General features: G+C 71.5%; 16 protein-coding genes. 6 read left to right on the top strand and 10 right to left on the bottom strand.

The annotated features are described in order from the left end of the window. Positions 1-4: 4 nt before the first annotated feature. Together ACIQPR_RS32600 and ACIQPR_RS32595 are read right to left on the bottom strand one after the other, a co-directional pair. The gene (locus tag ACIQPR_RS32600) at positions 5-889 is read right to left on the bottom strand and encodes an SDR family NAD(P)-dependent oxidoreductase (RefSeq protein WP_403655550.1); all 885 of its coding nucleotides are present in this window, start codon (positions 887-889) and stop codon (positions 5-7) included. Further along, entirely contained in the window at positions 889-1,686 is a 798-nt protein-coding gene (locus ACIQPR_RS32595; protein ID WP_403655548.1) for an acetoacetate decarboxylase family protein, read from the bottom strand. The genes ACIQPR_RS32600 and ACIQPR_RS32595 overlap by 1 nt, the downstream gene beginning before the upstream one ends. A 172-nt stretch (positions 1,687-1,858) precedes the next feature. On the opposite strand from ACIQPR_RS32595, the gene ACIQPR_RS32590 reads away from it, so the two are divergent. The 5 genes from ACIQPR_RS32590 to ACIQPR_RS32570 all read left to right on the top strand — a co-directional run bounded on the left by ACIQPR_RS32590 (position 1,859) and on the right by ACIQPR_RS32570 (position 6,648). Continuing rightward, complete coding sequence (locus tag ACIQPR_RS32590; RefSeq protein WP_403655546.1) at positions 1,859-2,848, top strand: DEDDh family exonuclease; 990 nt, start codon at positions 1,859-1,861, stop codon at positions 2,846-2,848. A 94-nt stretch (positions 2,849-2,942) separates the two neighbouring features. Continuing rightward, on the top strand, positions 2,943-3,176 hold the full coding sequence (locus ACIQPR_RS32585) for a hypothetical protein (RefSeq protein WP_078532401.1): 234 nt from the start codon (positions 2,943-2,945) through the stop codon (positions 3,174-3,176). Between the two features lie 60 nt (positions 3,177-3,236). Beyond that, positions 3,237-4,031 carry an SURF1 family protein gene (locus ACIQPR_RS32580; RefSeq protein WP_403655544.1) on the top strand — a complete coding sequence of 265 codons (795 nt, stop codon included), beginning with the start codon at positions 3,237-3,239 and terminating at the stop codon, positions 4,029-4,031. A gap of 68 nt (positions 4,032-4,099) precedes the next feature. Beyond that, complete coding sequence (locus tag ACIQPR_RS32575) at positions 4,100-5,887, top strand: glycoside hydrolase family 15 protein (RefSeq protein WP_403655542.1); 1,788 nt, start codon at positions 4,100-4,102, stop codon at positions 5,885-5,887. Between the two features lie 5 nt (positions 5,888-5,892). Then, positions 5,893-6,648 (top strand): SDR family oxidoreductase, encoded by a 756-nt coding sequence (locus ACIQPR_RS32570; protein WP_403655540.1) that lies wholly within the window; start codon positions 5,893-5,895, stop codon positions 6,646-6,648. A gap of 9 nt (positions 6,649-6,657) precedes the next feature. On the opposite strand, the gene amaP is transcribed toward ACIQPR_RS32570, so the two are convergent. From amaP to ACIQPR_RS32545, 5 genes are read right to left on the bottom strand one after another with little or no spacing between them, the layout of a single operon-like run. Further along, on the bottom strand, positions 6,658-7,236 hold the full coding sequence (amaP, locus tag ACIQPR_RS32565) for an alkaline shock response membrane anchor protein AmaP (protein ID WP_403655650.1): 579 nt from the start codon (positions 7,234-7,236) through the stop codon (positions 6,658-6,660). Positions 7,237-7,241: 5 nt separating this feature from the next. Next, positions 7,242-7,916, bottom strand: coding sequence for a DUF6286 domain-containing protein (locus ACIQPR_RS32560; RefSeq protein WP_403655538.1), 675 nt, complete (start codon positions 7,914-7,916; stop codon positions 7,242-7,244). After that, complete coding sequence (locus ACIQPR_RS32555) at positions 7,913-8,302, bottom strand: hypothetical protein (RefSeq protein WP_403655537.1); 390 nt, start codon at positions 8,300-8,302, stop codon at positions 7,913-7,915. Before ACIQPR_RS32555 ends, ACIQPR_RS32560 begins: the two co-directional genes overlap by 4 nt. Then, on the bottom strand, positions 8,299-8,484 hold the full coding sequence (locus ACIQPR_RS32550) for a hypothetical protein (protein ID WP_403655535.1): 186 nt from the start codon (positions 8,482-8,484) through the stop codon (positions 8,299-8,301). The genes ACIQPR_RS32555 and ACIQPR_RS32550 overlap by 4 nt, the downstream gene beginning before the upstream one ends. 58 nt (positions 8,485-8,542) lie before the next feature. Next, the gene (locus ACIQPR_RS32545) at positions 8,543-9,028 is read right to left on the bottom strand and encodes an Asp23/Gls24 family envelope stress response protein (protein WP_403655533.1); all 486 of its coding nucleotides are present in this window, start codon (positions 9,026-9,028) and stop codon (positions 8,543-8,545) included. Between the two features lie 87 nt (positions 9,029-9,115). Here ACIQPR_RS32545 and ACIQPR_RS32540 point away from each other — a divergent pair, with 87 nt between their 5' ends. Beyond that, a complete protein-coding gene (locus tag ACIQPR_RS32540) occupies positions 9,116-9,868 on the top strand; it encodes a nucleopolyhedrovirus P10 family protein (protein ID WP_403655531.1) in 753 nt (250 codons plus the stop codon). A 19-nt stretch (positions 9,869-9,887) separates the two neighbouring features. On the opposite strand, the gene ACIQPR_RS32535 is transcribed toward ACIQPR_RS32540, so the two are convergent. The 3 genes from ACIQPR_RS32535 to ACIQPR_RS32525 form a co-directional block, all read right to left on the bottom strand. Then, entirely contained in the window at positions 9,888-10,700 is an 813-nt protein-coding gene (locus ACIQPR_RS32535; protein ID WP_403655529.1) for an enoyl-CoA hydratase/isomerase family protein, read from the bottom strand. A 117-nt stretch (positions 10,701-10,817) separates the two neighbouring features. Continuing rightward, positions 10,818-11,036 (bottom strand): helix-turn-helix domain-containing protein, encoded by a 219-nt coding sequence (locus tag ACIQPR_RS32530; protein WP_019060653.1) that lies wholly within the window; start codon positions 11,034-11,036, stop codon positions 10,818-10,820. A 349-nt stretch (positions 11,037-11,385) separates the two neighbouring features. Then, on the bottom strand, positions 11,386-12,984 hold the full coding sequence (locus ACIQPR_RS32525; RefSeq protein ID WP_403655527.1) for an ABC-F family ATP-binding cassette domain-containing protein: 1,599 nt from the start codon (positions 12,982-12,984) through the stop codon (positions 11,386-11,388). Positions 12,985-13,049: the final 65 nt, after the last annotated feature.

Raw genomic sequence — 13,049 nt, 5'->3', positions numbered from 1 at the left:
CCCCTCAGTCCAGGATGAAGCTTTCGAGGTACGACGGGTTCGCCCGGTCGAGCATCGAACGCGCTCGGGCCCGGATCTGGGCGTCGCTGTGCTCGCTCTCGGGGAGCAGCCAGAAGCGGTCCGCGCGGATGCCGTCCACGACGAGGTCGGCGACCTCCTCGACGGGCGTGAAGGCGACCTCCTTGCCCGCCGCCTTCATGGCGCTCTCCCACTGGTCGAGGCTGCGGTAAGGGGTCCTGCGGGGGCGCTCCTTCGCGTACCGGGCGGGCCGGTTGCGATGCGACTCCCACAGGCCCGTGCGCAGCATGTGCGGCCCCGGGAAGAGCACCGAGGCACCCACGCGCGCGTGCTCCGCCCTCAAGTGGGCGTACAGGGACTCGGTCATCGTCACGACGGCCGCCTTGGTGACCGCGTACACGGAGGCGGTGGGCAGCGGGGCGATCCCGCCGTCCCCGGAGGACGTGTTGACGACATGACCGGGTTGACCCGACTCGATCATCCTCGGCACGAACGCCTGGATGCCGTGGAAGACGCCCCACACGTTGACGGCGAACGCCCACTGCCAGTCGTTCGGTTCGTGCTCCCACATCCGGCCCTCGGCACCCGACCCGACGCCCGCGTTGTTACACAGGATGTGGACGGCGCCGTACGTGTCGTACGCCGACTCGGCCAGATCCAGGACCTGTTGGCGTACGCCGACGTCGACCACGCGCGCGTGCACGTCGCCGCCGTCGGCACGCAGTTCGGCGGCGGCCTTGTCGAGGGCGCCCTGCTCGACGTCGGCGAGGACCACCTTGAGCCCGTCGGCGGCGAACCGCCGTGCCATCGCCAGCCCGATGCCGCTCGCCGCACCGGTGACGACGGCGACCTGGCCCTCCCTCAGCTCCATCAGACGCTCCCCTCGGGCGGCCCGTCGTGCACCTGCTGCGGATCGTCGTAGCGCTGGTGGATGTACGGCAACAGGGCCCGCGCGTCGACCCGTTCGACGACCCTGCCGCGCTGGTCGCTGGTCTTCTCGCCGATGGTGATGTCGACGAGGGTGCGGACGGGGAGGTCGGCGACCGGGTCGTACATCGACTCGCGCAGGACGACGTCGCCGGTGACGCGTTCGAGGCGGCGGACCTTCTCGTTGCGCCGGCAGTGCACGAGCACCGGGTCGGCGTCGAAGCCCGAACCGTCCACCGCGGGAAGGAACTTGAAGTAGAAGTCGGTCTTCTGCGTCGGCCCGGGAAGCGGCAGTTCCTCGCTGACCGCGCCGCGGACCTCGACGAAGGCGATGCCGTGCCGGGCCAGGGACGCGCGCACGACGAGACCCACGCGCTCGACGGTGACCTCGCCGAGCTTCTTGGGTTCGCCGAAGACCTCACGGCCGCCGGTCAGGGCCCGCTCGTGCGTCATCGGCATGACCAGCGGGTACCAGCCCTCGACGCCGTCGTGCGCCGCGGCGACCGCGAACGAGCCCGCGCCCAGGGGATAACCCGTCAGTTCGACCTTGCTGATGTTCACCCGGACCAGGGGCCGCCCGGTGGGCTTCAGGGGCGGCGGCAGCACCGCCGCGACCGCGTCCGGGTCGCTCTCCCAGACGGCCACCACTCCGGTGGACCAGATGTCCGGGAGCTTCGCGCCCACCGCGCGTGCCGCGGCGATCTCCGCCTCGGTCCGTGCGCCGTACCGTACGCGTGCCATACGCCGTACCGCCCCTCGTAGGCCGTCATCCGTCAGGCGGGCAGCACGGTCGCACCGGGCGGGCAAAAGGTCCATAGCCACGCGCGCGTGCGTTCGGCGGACCCGAACGGGCGGGCGGGACAAGGCACCTGACGGACAGGGCTGTCAGTGACGGCCCGTATCCTCAGTGACCATGCTCGAAGACCACTCGCCCGCAGTGTCCGCGGCCACCCCGTGGCCGGCCGCCTATCCCCAGGGGTATGCGGTGGTTGACGTGGAGACCACCGGTCTGGCCCGGGACGACCGGATAATCTCCGCGGCCGTCTACCGGCTGGACGCGTTCGGCGAGGTCGAGGACCACTGGTACACCCTGGTCAACCCGGAGCGCGATCCCGGCCCGGTGTGGATCCACGGTCTGACGAGTGACGTACTGGAGGGCGCGCCCCTCTTCAAGGATGTCGCCGAGGAGTTCGCGACCCGCCTGGAGGGCCGGGTGCTGGTCGCGCACAACGCGGTCTTCGACTGGCAGATGATCGCCCGGGAGTACGCGCGCGTGGCGATCGACCCGCCGGTCCGGCAGAGGCTGTGCACCATCGCGCTCTCCAAGGAACTGGCCCTGCCGCTGCCCAATCACAAACTGGAGTCCCTGGCGGCGCACTTCGGCGTCGTGCAGCAGCGCGCGCACCACGCCCTGGACGACGCCCGCGTGCTCGCCGAGGCGTTCCGGCCGAGCCTGCGCGCGGCGGCCCACAGCGGCGTACGGCTGCCCCTGCACGAGTGCCGGCCGCTGACCGAGTGGACCGCCGACCGGCCCGCGCCCCGGATCGGCCAGCAGGCGGGCCGCTACAGCGGCTACGGCGCCGGGAGTTGGCGTCCCGCGCGCAAGCGGCCCGCGTGCCCCTACCCGAACCCGGGGCGGTTCGAGGACGGCAAGCCGCTCAAGCAGGGGATGCGGATCGCGTTCTCCGGGGACACGTCGATCGAGCGCGAGCTGCTGGAGGACCGCGCGGTGGAGGCCGGACTGCATGTCGCGACGAGCCTGTCCCGGCTGACCAGCCTGCTCGTCACGAACGACCCGGACTCGGGCACCTCGAAGGTGGTCAAGGCCCGCCAGTTCGGCACACCCGTGGTGGACGAGGCGGCCTTCGGGCAACTGCTCCGGGACGTCGAGCAGGCGGACTGAGCGGGCCGTGGGGAGCCGTACGGACGGGTGATTGGGGCGCGACTCGCCCCGCGCCCGCTCGCCCGTGCCGGGCCGACGGCTCACCCTGTGGCGCATGGCGAGATGTGAAGTGTGCGGCAATGACTACGGCATGAGCTTCGAGGTGCACGCGCAGGGCGCGGTACACGTCTTCGACTGCTTCTCCTGCGCGATCCACCGCATGGCCCCGATCTGCGAGCACTGCCGGGTGCAGATCATCGGCCAGGGCGTGGAGGTCGAGGGCCACTGGTTCTGCGGCGGCCACTGTGCGCGGGCCGAGGGGAAGGTGGGGATCATCGACAAGGTCTGAGGACGGTCCGAGGACAGACCCCCCTGAATGCGCCCCACGGTCGAGTTGTACGGTCGTGGGGTGTACCGCTTCCTGATGTCCCGGCAGTGGGTGATCCTCGCGTTGATCACCCTCCTCCTGATCCCCACGATGATCAGGCTGGGCATCTGGCAGATGCACCGCTACGAGATGCGCAGCGCCCGCAACCAGCTCGTCGCGAACGCGCTGCACGCCAAGCCGGTCCCCGTGGAGACGATCAGCACCCCCGGGCACGCGGTCACCCGCACCGAGAGGTACCGCACCGTCACCGCGACGGGCACCTTCGAGCCCTCCAAGGAAGTCGTCGTCCGGCGCCGCACCAATGACGACGACGAGGTCGGCTTCCATGTACTGACCCCGTTCGTGTTGACGGACGGCAAGGTCGTGTTGATCAACCGTGGATGGATCCCGGCGAACGGCGCCCAGACCGCCTTCCCGAAGATCCCCGCGCCGCCGAGCGGGAAGACCACAATCACCGGGCGTCTGATGGCCGACGAGACGACCGCGGCGAGCGGTATCAAGGACATCAAGGGTCTGCCCGACCGGCAGATCATGTTGATCAACAGTGCGGAGCAGGCGAAGCGGCTGCACGCCCAGGTGCTCGGCGGCTATGTCGAGCAGACGGCGCCCGAGGCGAAGGGCGACACCCCGGAGCAGATCTCCGACCCGGGCAAGGAAGACGCCCCGCTGAACTACGCGTACATGATCCAGTGGTGGCTGTTCGCCGCGGCCGTACCGGTCGGCTATGTCGTGCTGGCCCGCCGCGAGGCCCGTGACCGCCGGGAGGCGGCGGCCAAGGAGCAGGAGACGGAGCGGGCGGAACCGGCGACGGTCTGACCCGCCGCTCGTCACCCGCCCGGCCCCGACCTTGATTGCGTGGTCGATACTCCGGGAACCCGCACCCCGTGCACCCACGTATCGAGGACTACGCCCTCATCGGCGACGAACAGACCGCGGCCCTGGTCGGCATGGACGGCTCGGTCGACTGGCTGTGCCTGCCACGCTTCGACTCGGCCGCCTGCTTCGCCCGGCTGCTCGGGGACGAGGACAACGGCCACTGGCGCATCGCCCCCGAGGGCGCGGAGCGCTGCACCCGCCGCGCCTACCGCCCCGACACCCTGGTCCTGGACACGGAGTGGGAGACCGACGCGGGCTCGGTGCGCGTCACCGACCTGATGCCCCAGCGCCACCAGGCGCCCGATGTCGTACGCGTCGTCGAAGGACTGAGCGGCAAGGTCACCGTCCGCAGCACGCTCCGTCTGCGCTTCGACTACGGCGCGGTCGTGCCGTGGGTGCGCAGGTCGGACGGACACCGGGTGGCCGTCGCGGGCCCCGACTCGGTGTGGCTGCGCAGCGAGCCCGAGGTACGCACATGGGGCGAGGACTTCAGCACCCTCTCGGAGTTCACCGTGGAGGCCGGGCAGAAGGTCGCCTTCGTCCTCACCTGGCATCCCTCGCACGAGCCGCGTCCGCCGCTCGTCGACCCGTACAAGTCGCTGCGGCACAGTGTCGCGGACTGGCGGCGCTGGGCGGCCCGGTGCCGCTACGAGGGCCCCTACAGGGACCTGGTCGTGCGCTCCCTGATCACGCTGAAGGCCCTCACCTACCGTCCGACCGGCGGGATCGTGGCCGCCGCGACCAGCTCGCTGCCCGAGGAGATGGGCGGCGTGCGCAACTGGGACTACCGCTACTGCTGGCTGCGCGACTCCAGCCTCACCCTCGGCGCTCTCGTCGCGGCGGGCTACCACAAGGAGGCCGAGGCCTGGCGCGACTGGCTGCTGCGCGCGGTCGCGGGCGATCCGGCGGACCTCCAGATCATGTACGGCGTGGCGGGCGAGCGGCGGCTGCCCGAGTTCGAGCTGCCGCACCTCTCCGGCTTCGGCGGCTCGGCGCCCGTACGGATCGGCAACGGCGCGGTCGACCAGCTCCAACTCGACGTCTACGGGGAGGTGATGGACTCCTTGTGGCTGGCCCGGCGCGCGGGTCTGTCGCCCAAGCCGCACATGTGGTCGTTGCAGAGCGTCCTCCTGGAGTGGCTGCGCGCGCAGTGGCGGCAGCCGGACGAGGGCCTGTGGGAGGTGCGCGGCGGACGGCGGCACTTCGTGCACTCCAAGGTCATGGTGTGGGTGGCCGCCGACCGGGCCGTACGCACCTTGGAGGAGTACGCCGACCTCCCCGGGGACCTGGCGGGCTGGCGCGAGCTGCGGGACGCGGTGCACCGGGACGTGTGCGAGAAGGGCTTCGACCCGGTCCGCAACACGTTCACGCAGTACTACGGCTCGCAGGAACTCGACGCCTCCTTGCTGCTCATCCCCCGCTTCGGGTTCCTGCCGCCCGACGATCCGCGGGTCGTCGGCACGGTCGACGCGGTCCGCGCGGCGCTCGGCCACGACGGTTTCGTACGCCGCTACGACACCGCCGCCGACACCCCGGTGGACGGGCTCCCGGGCGACGAGGGCGCCTTCCTGGCGTGCTCGTTCTGGCTCGTGGACGCGCTGCACATGACGGGCCGTACGAAGGAGGCCCGGGTGCTGTTCGAGCGGCTGGTGGGGCTGGTGAACGACGTGGGGCTGCTCGCGGAGGAGTACGACCCGGTGGCCGGCCGTCAGCTGGGCAACTTCCCGCAGGCGTTCAGCCACATCGGGCTGGTGAACACCGCCCTCGCCCTGTTCGGGGACGAGAGGGCAGGATAGGGGCCATGGATCTTGGACTGAAGGACCGGGTGTACGTCGTCACCGGGGCCACCCGGGGGCTGGGCAACGCCGCCGCGCGCGAGCTGGTGGCGGACGGCGCGAAGGTGGTCGTCACCGGGCGGGACGAGCAGCGGGCCGCCGAGGCGGCGGCGGGGCTGGGGCCGAACGCGGTGGGCGTGGGCGTCGACAACGCCGACGCGGACGCGCCGGCGCGGCTGATCGCCACCGCGCGGGAGCGCTTCGGGGGCTTCGACGGCATCTTGGTGAGCGTCGGCGGGCCGCCGCCCGGGTTCGCCGCGGACACCACCGACGAGCAGTGGCGGACCTCGTTCGAATCGGTCTTCCTGGGGGCCGTACGGCTCGCCCGCGCGGCGGCCGGGGAACTGGAGGCCGGCGGGGTCATCGGCTTCGTGCTGTCCGGTTCGGTGCACGAGCCGATCCCCGGGCTGACGGTCTCGAACGCGCTGCGGCCCGGGCTGGCCGGTTTCGGCAAGTCCCTCGCCGACGAGCTGGGCCCGCGCGGCATCCGTGTCGTGGGACTGCTGCCCGCCCGGATCGACACGGACCGGGTGCGCGAGCTGGACGGCCTCTCGGCGGACCCGGAGGCGACCCGCGCGGCCAACGAGTCGCGGATCCCGCTGCGCCGGTACGGGACGCCGGACGAGTTCGGGCGTGCGGCGGCGTTCCTGCTGTCGCCGGCCGCGTCCTACCTGACGGGGATCATGCTGCCCGTGGACGGCGGTATGCGGCACGGGTTCTGACGGGCGCCGTCAACTGACCCGCTCCGCGCGGTGCTTGACACCCGTCAGCTGCACCTCCGTGGGGAGGGCGTCCAGGCCCGCCGAGTCGCGGGCGTGGGACAGGGCGTTGGCCGTCAGGTGGTCGAGGGCGACTCCGGGGTCCACATGGGGTTCCAGGCTGAGCCGGACGCGGGCCGCAGGGGCCGTACGGGTGCCGGCGAGCCGGACGTGCGCGTGGGCCACGCCGTCCAGGTCGCCCGCGTCGGTGGCGAGGACGCCCTCCAGGGCCCGGCCCCGCAGCAGCGCGCCCTCGCCGTCGCCGGTGCGGACGGCGACCTCGGCGAGCCGGCGGCGCCGCAGCACCGCCACGAGCCACCACAGGGCCAGCAGGACGAGGACCGCGAGCACGGCGAGGACCGTGGGCCACCACCAGCCGTCGTGCCGCCAGCGGGTCCGCCGGGCGTCGCTCAGCAGGACGTCGTGCCGGCCGTCGTAGATCCACCAGGACGGCGGGCGCACGCCCAGGCCGACGGCCAGCACGGAACCGCCGAGCACGACCAGCACGAGGCCCACGACGCCGATCACGACACGGTTGACCGACCTCAGCACCGCGCTCACCCCTTCCGTCCGGAACGGCCGACACGCAGCGACAGCGCGAACGGCCGGGCCAGCCCGAGCCCGGTGATCGCGTCGGTCAGCACGGCGTCCAAGTCGGCCCGTACATCGTCGAGTTCACGGAAATGGGACACCGCGCGGACGTCTGCTCCGGTCCGGCTGGTCCGTACGCGCACGGACTGCACGCCCGAGACCTCCATGGCCCGGTCGCGCAGGACCATCGCGGCGGCGGCGCGTCGCAGGCCGGCCCGGACGTCGGCGTGGGTGCGGCGCATCGGCAGCACCTGGCGCAGGCCGGGCGTGAGGGCGAGCACGATCAGCCAGAGGCCGAGGGCGGCGGCGATGCCGGCGCCGACGAGGATCCAGGTGTCGTCCAGGGGCCGCTCGGCGAGCTGCCGGGTCAGTTCGCGGCGCCAGTGCGCGGACGGCCGCTTGGCGCGTACCGCGGTGATGTCGTAGAGCAGGGCGCCCGCGCCGAGGAGCAGCAGGACGGCGACGATGCCCGCGGGGACGCGGCGCGTCGACCAGAAGCGGCGGTCCTTTCCGCCGCCGTCGACCAGGGGGGCGGGACCGCGGTCCGCCACCGGGTCGTAGCCGCCGTGTCCCGGGTCGGTCTCCTTCTCGATGACCGGTAGTCGTTGGGTCGTGCCTTCGGAGCCCTGGGGCTCGCTCATCGCGTCCTCCCCTGTGCCGCGCGGTGTGTCTGTGCCGGATGCAGCCGTTCCACCTGGACGGCGACCTCGGGCACCTCCATGCCCACCAACGCGCGTACCCGCTGAACCACCTGTCGACGCACCTTGAGACAGCGGTCGCCGATGTCGCACGGATAGCCGAGTTCGAGGTGCACGCGCACGCGTGCCGTGTCGTGGTGGACGACCACGGTGGCGTGCGGCGGCGCGGCCTCCGGGGGCAGCGGTCCCAGCACCTCACGGGCCGCCTGGGCGGCGATCTTCGCGACGACCCGGTCGGCGATCCGGGTGGCGCCCCGCTCACCGCGCGGGACGGCCGCCGGGGGTCCGCCGCGCGTGTCGACCGCGCCGTCGCCGCTCACGGGTGTCATCGCCGCCGGTCGTCGCGCGGGCGGAAGAAGTCGCCGAGTTCCAGGTCCCCTTCGAGGAACCGGCCGACGACGAACCCGATGGCGCCCAGGGCGGCCACCAGCAGGAACGCGCCGAACCCGCCGAAGTATCCGGCGAAGCCCAGCGCCATTCCGGCGATCATGCCGACCACGGCCCTGCTCATCCTGCGCTCCTCAGCTCGTACGTCGGCCCGCTGCCCATGGGTTCGTCCGCCGGTCCGGTCACTGGAGCCGGGGTTCCGGTTCCTCGTCCTCCTCGTCGGGCAGTTTCACATCGCTCACCGCGATGTTGACCTCGACGACTTCGAGTCCGGTCATCCGCTCGACGGCCGCGATGACGTTCTCCCGTACGGCCCGGGCGACATCGGCGATCGACACCCCGTAGTCGACGACGATCTCCAGGTCGAGGGCGGTCTGCACCTCGCCGACCTCGGCCTTGACGCCCCGGGACACCGACTTCGACCCGCCGGGCACCCGGTCGCGCACGGCCCCGAAGGTGCGGGACAGCCCGCTGCCCATGGCGTGCACGCCCAGGACGTCCCGGGCGGCCAGCCCGGCGATCTTCTCCACGACCCCGTCGGCGATGGTGGTACGCCCTCTGGACGCCGGGTCGCCGCCGCCGCGCCTGGTGGGGGTCTTGCGGGTCTGCAACGGCTCCCTCTCGCCGTCTGGGTCCTGCGTCCGGTTCCGGTCCGTCATGTCGGTCATCGCCGTACGTCCTTTTCGGTCGTCGTCCTTCGACCACGGTAAGTGCGGTTTCGTTCTGCCGCGCCGGGGATGCGGCAGGCTGGAGGAATGACGGCGGACGCGTGGACGCGAGTGGTACGGCAGCAGTTGGGTCTCGGCAGGCTGCTGCCCCTGGGGGACCGGCGGGACGGCGCGTGGATCACGGAGCGGGCGACCGGGGCCGTGCTGCGGGGCGCGGCGCGGCACGTACGGGGTGTGCGGCCGGGTGCGCTGCGCATCGGGCTCGCCGATCCGGAGGATGTGCGCGAGCCCGCCGTGCCGCCGCCTCCGGGGGCGCTGCCGCCCGGTCCGCTGCGGATCTCGGCCGACTTCGCGGCCGTGGCGACCGAGCCCCTCCCGGAGACCGCGTCCCTGCTGCGGACGGCGCTGGCGACGGCCGCGGCGGAGCGGCTCGGGCTGGTGGTGGCTGAGGTTGATCTACAGGTGACGGGCCTGCTGGACCATATGGACGACATGGACCGTGTGGACGATGCGGATGACGCGGACATCCACATTGACCATGTTGATGACCTCGACCAGCTGGTCAATGTTGATGACGGCGGCGAGTCCCTGATCATCGCAGCCGCGCTCGGCGCCCCGGGCGTGGTCCGGCTGACCGGTGCGCTCGGCGGGCTGGGCCGGGCGGTGCACATCGAGAAGCGGCAGGGCGATGGCTCGTTGCCGCGCCTGCACGCGCGCGTGGAGATCGCCGTACGCGCGGACCACCGGGCCCTGGAGGTGGCCCGTGAGGTCCGCGCGAGGGTCGGCGAGGTGCTGCCGGGTCACCCGACCGTGGCGGTACTTGTCACGAAGGTCGAGTGACCCGCGGCCGGCCGGGCGGCTACTCGCCGACTCCCGCCAGGTCCCGCAGTCGCCGCGCCTGGGCGGCCCGCTCGGCGGCGCGCTGGTCATCGTACGTACGCCCCTGGACGCCCTGGAGCAGCGCCTTGGTCTCGATGAGGGCGTCGCGCGGCGCGGCGAGCAGGGCCGTCGCGAGGTCGCGCACGGCGTCGTCGACCTGGTCGGCGGGCACGGCGATGTTGGCCAGGCCGGTGCTCACCGCTTCCTCGGCCGCGACGAAGCGCCCGGTCGCGCAGATCTCCAGCGCGCGGGCGTAGCCGACGAGGCCCACCAGGGGGTGGGTGCCGGTCAGGTCGGGCACCAGTCCGAGGCTGGTCTCGCGCATGGCGAACTGCACATCGTCGGCGACGACGCGCAGGTCACAGGCGAGGGCGAGTTGGAAGCCGGCTCCGATGGCATGCCCCTGGACGGCGGCGATGGACACGATGTCGCTGCGTCGCCACCAGGTGAAGCCCGCCTGGTACCCGGCGATGGCCTCGTCCAGCTCGGCGTCACCGCTGTGCGCGAGCTCGATGAACGACGGTTCGCCGTCGAAGCCCTCGGGGGTGAACGCCTGCCGGTCGAGTCCGGCCGAGAAGGACTTGCCCTCGGCACGCAGCACCACGACACGGACGGTGCCCGGCAGCGACCGCCCGGCCTCCGCCAACGCCCGCCACAGAGCGGGACTTTGGGCGTTGCGCTTGGCCGGGTTGGTCAGCGTCACCGTGGCGATCGCGTCGTCGACGGTGAGCCGTACGCCGTCCTTGTCGAGTACGGGACCGAGGTCCTTGTCGTCCTGTTCGGGCGAAGCCATGGGGCGCCTCCGATGTGTGCGGTCAACAGAGCAGAGCTAAGTGACTGCACAGTAACCACCCGGCCGGTCAGTCGTCCGACCGGGTGGCCACCATCGAAGCCGATGAAACGCTCGGGGTCAGGCCGAAGCCTTCTTGCCCCGGGTCGCCCCGCCACGCCCACGGAGCGTGACGCCCGACTCACTGAGCATCCGGTGTACGAAGCCATACGAGCGGCCGGTCTCCTCGGCCAGCGCCCGGATGCTCGCACCGGAGTCGTACTTCTTCTTCAGGTCTGCCGCGAGCTTGTCGCGCGCGGCGCCGGTTACCCGGCTGCCCTTCTTCAGAGTCTCGGCCACCCGTGCCTCCTCATGGGAAGTGCGCTCTGGTCTCCTCATGATCACCCCTCAAGGCGTTCATGGCCACCCATTCGGCAAGGTCCGTGAGACAAGGTTTTGACGACAGGAGCGCGTCCCCACAAGCGGAATATGGAATTCCAGACGATCGTGTCCGTACGGCCGAACGAGTTGTTCCGCGAAATACCAGGTCAGAGACGCGGAGCGGCCGAGCCCCTGTCGATAAAGGACTCGGCCGGAAAATTGATGTACGACACACCTCGGTACGAGGAGATCTCACACAGATGGTGGATCACCGGTAGGCCGAATGATCCATACGCCGTGGATCAAGCATTCGATCAAGCCGGTTCGATCAGGCCAGGGCGACGAGATCCGCGTAGTCCGCGCCCCACAGGTCTTCGACGCCGTCCGGCAGCAGGATGATCCGCTCCGGCTGGAGCGCCTCCACCGCGCCCTCGTCGTGGGTGACGAGGACGACGGCGCCCTTGTAGGTGCGCAGCGCCCCGAGGATCTCCTCGCGGCTGGCCGGGTCGAGGTTGTTGGTGGGCTCGTCCAGGAGCAGGACGTTCGCCGAGGACACCACCAGGGTGGCGAGCGCGAGACGGGTCTTCTCGCCGCCGGAGAGGACCCCGGCCGGCTTGTCGACGTCGTCCCCGGAGAACAGGAACGAGCCGAGCGTCTTACGGACCTCGACCAGGTCCAGGTCGGGGGCGGCGGAGCGCATGTTCTCCAGGACCGTGCGCTCCGGGTCGAGGGTCTCGTGCTCCTGGGCGTAGTAGCCGAGCTTGAGGCCGTGGCCCTGGATGACCTCTCCGGTGTCGGGCTTCTCGGCGCCGCCGAGCAGGCGCAGCAGGGTCGTCTTGCCCGCGCCGTTCAGACCGAGGATGACGACGCGCGAACCCTTGTCGATGGCCAGGTCGACGTCGGTGAAGATCTCCAGGGAGCCGTACGACTTCGACAGGCCCTCCGCCATGAGCGGGGTCTTGCCGCAGGGCGAGGGCTCCGGGAAGCGCAGCTTGGCGACCTTGTCGGAGACGCGCACCGCCTCAAGGCCGGCGAGCAGCCGGTCGGCGCGCTTGGCCATGTTCTGCGCGGCGACCGTCTTGGTGGCCTTGGCGCGCATCTTGTCGGCCTGCGAGTGCAGGGCGGCGGCCTTCTTCTCGGCGTTCTGCCGCTCGCGCTTGCGGCGCTTCTCGTCGGCCTCGCGCTGCTGCTGGTAGAGCTTCCAGCCCATGTTGTAGACGTCGATCTGGGCGCGGTTGGCGTCCAGGTAGAACACCTTGTTGACGACGGTCTCGACGAGGTCGACGTCGTGGGAGATCACGATGAAGCCGCCGCGGTACGTCTTCAGGTAGTCGCGCAGCCAGACGATCGAGTCGGCGTCCAGGTGGTTCGTCGGCTCGTCGAGCAGCAGGGTGTCCGCGTCGGAGAACAGGATGCGGGCCAGCTCGATACGGCGGCGCTGACCGCCGGAGAGCGTGTGCAGCGGCTGGCCGAGCACCCGGTCGGGCAGGTTCAGCGCGGCGGCGATGGTGGCGGCCTCGGCCTCGGCGGAGTAGCCGCCCTTGGTGAGGAACTCGGTCTCCTGGCGCTCGTACTGGCGCATGGCCTTGTCGCGGGTGGCGCCGGTGCCGTTGGCGATGCGCTGTTCGTTCTCGCGCATCTTGCGGATCAGGATGTCCAGGCCGCGCGCGGAGAGGATGCGGTCGCGGGCCAGCACGTCGAGGTCGCCGGTGCGGGGGTCCTGCGGTAGATAGCCGACCTCGCCGGAGCGGGTGACGGCGCCGGCGGCGGGCTGGCCCTCGCCGGCCAGGACCTTGGTCAGGGTGGTCTTGCCGGCGCCGTTGCGGCCGACCAGGCCGATGCGGTCGCCCTTGGCGATACGGAAGGTCGCGGACTCGATGAGGACGCGGGCACCGGCGCGCAGTTCGATACCGGAGGCGGAGATCATGGTCAGACTCCAGAGCGGGGTCGTAGGCGGAAGGGGCGGCTGAGGACGTTCCCGCCGTCTAATGC

This window comes from Streptomyces sp. NPDC091280, from assembly GCF_044768565.1.
Classification (GTDB): Bacteria; Actinomycetota; Actinomycetes; order Streptomycetales; family Streptomycetaceae; genus Streptomyces.
The sequence above is the reverse complement of the archived record's forward strand: the minus strand, read 5'-3'. Positions and strand labels throughout refer to the sequence as shown.